The sequence below is a fragment of the Metabacillus lacus genome (genome assembly GCF_009674805.1).
Lineage (GTDB): Bacteria > Bacillota > Bacilli > Bacillales > Bacillaceae > Metabacillus_C > Metabacillus_C lacus.
On sequence record NZ_WKKI01000100.1, the window covers coordinates 1 to 1,652 of the forward strand.

Here is a 1,652-nt window from a genome sequence, read left to right on the forward strand (position 1 = left end):
AAGCATGTCTAGCTTCCTCCATTACATTACAATGGGCGCAGATGACATGGTGGTTGGAACTGTAAATCCTAAAGAGCCATACTCAGCGGAGCATTTGCTGGATAGTTTCGGTGTATTTACATTTTTAGCTGGTGGAGCCTTGGCGGGAACTGCAGCCCGCATGCCGATGGGGCAGGTGAAAAAGGGACTGAAAGTTGATTCCGGCGGGCAAGGGTCAGTGGAGAGGAATGTAAGTGTAAAACCGGTTAGTGAGCAAAAGTTTGATGTGGTTGAGGGGAATAAGAGTACTAAGGGTACGGGTGAATCTGCTGCAGATTTAGCTAGGACATGGCAAGGCAGTGGTGCATATCCAGGTATTGATGACTGGACAAACGTGACAATTAAGAAAGGTACTAAAGTTTGGGGTGGAGCACCAGGGCAAAGTAGTTTCTATACAACAGAAAAGATGATTAAATCGGCTGGGAATGATGCAACAAAAATATTTGAAGGCCTCCAGGTAGGTAAGGGTAACTTTAGTCAATTTAGACCTGGAATGACACAATATGAATTAACTCAAGACATTACTGCAGGCTACTCAAAAGCATTAGCAAATCCACAATATGGGAAAGGCGGATTTGACCAATATTTTATTAAGGACTTTGAGAGTTCTTTAAACCCAGTCAAATCAGTTGTCCTAAAAAATAGGTGATAAAATGAATAAAATAAGAAATGGTATTATTGACTTTGAAGGAAGTGTTTCTTCTATATCCCCCTCTTTAAAATTACAAGAATTTAAGCTTTCTGACTTATATTCATATGTAAAAGAGGAAGTTATCAATGAGTTCCCAAGGTACACATTACAGCCTATAAATTATAATGGAAATATGATGAATGTAACGTTAATGTTTAATGATAATAAAGAAATTTTCCTTGTAAATATGAGCAAAATAAAGAATCAAGAAAACTCATGGGATAAATGGAGTAATGAACATGAACTACAAAGAAAAAAAGAGCATGACGTAATGCTTGAAAAATTGATTGGATCTTCCTCTAGTAAGTTTGCTTGGGGAGAAATATCATCTAATTATGATCCACGTTCAGGTTCAAGTATGATTACAATTAGATACTTTTAATTAAAAATCCTAAGAACATTTGAATTATTATAAACCTTGATTGGCTATATGCCTTTCAAGGTTTTTTAAGTTTAAAAACTTTATTCTTAAAAACAAGATGAGTTTTGAATCAAAAACTCAGGATGGTTAGAAAATTTACGAGTTGGGTGCAGTGACATTTAAATATAACGGCCATACTTACTGCTCGATTTAAAGCATGGCTCATCCTCCTATTCAGTTGTCAATTATTGAATGAAAATGCCGGCAACCTTAGTTATAGAAAAGCATTGTTTGCCACATTTTGTCTGGAAAGCAGGAAATAGGCAAGGTGGAAAGAGAATTAAAAGAGTTAATGAGTTTACTAGACTTTTAACTAGACTCCATGCTAGGCATTGACCTCATAACAGCGCGCTTTAATTGCGGAGATTGCCATTATGACATAGAGTCGTCAATGGCAGAGATTGAAAGGTTAATGAAAGCCGGTCAGAGAAAATCTTCTCAATCTAAAACACCAGAGTGGTTTCAGCTCCAGCTGCCTACGATACAGTCTGCAATTAGTGA

At 37.0% G+C, this 1,652-nt stretch carries 1 protein-coding gene and 1 pseudogene; both read left to right on the forward strand.

Annotated features, from left to right (window positions below):
- Positions 1-688, forward strand: a pseudogene (locus GJU40_RS20385) (hypothetical protein); the annotation flags it as partial.
- A 4-nt stretch (positions 689-692) separates the two neighbouring features.
- Positions 693-1,112 carry a hypothetical protein gene (locus GJU40_RS20390; protein ID WP_154309883.1) on the forward strand — a complete coding sequence of 140 codons (420 nt, stop codon included), beginning with the start codon at positions 693-695 and terminating at the stop codon, positions 1,110-1,112.
- The last annotated feature ends 540 nt before the right edge of the window (positions 1,113-1,652 follow it).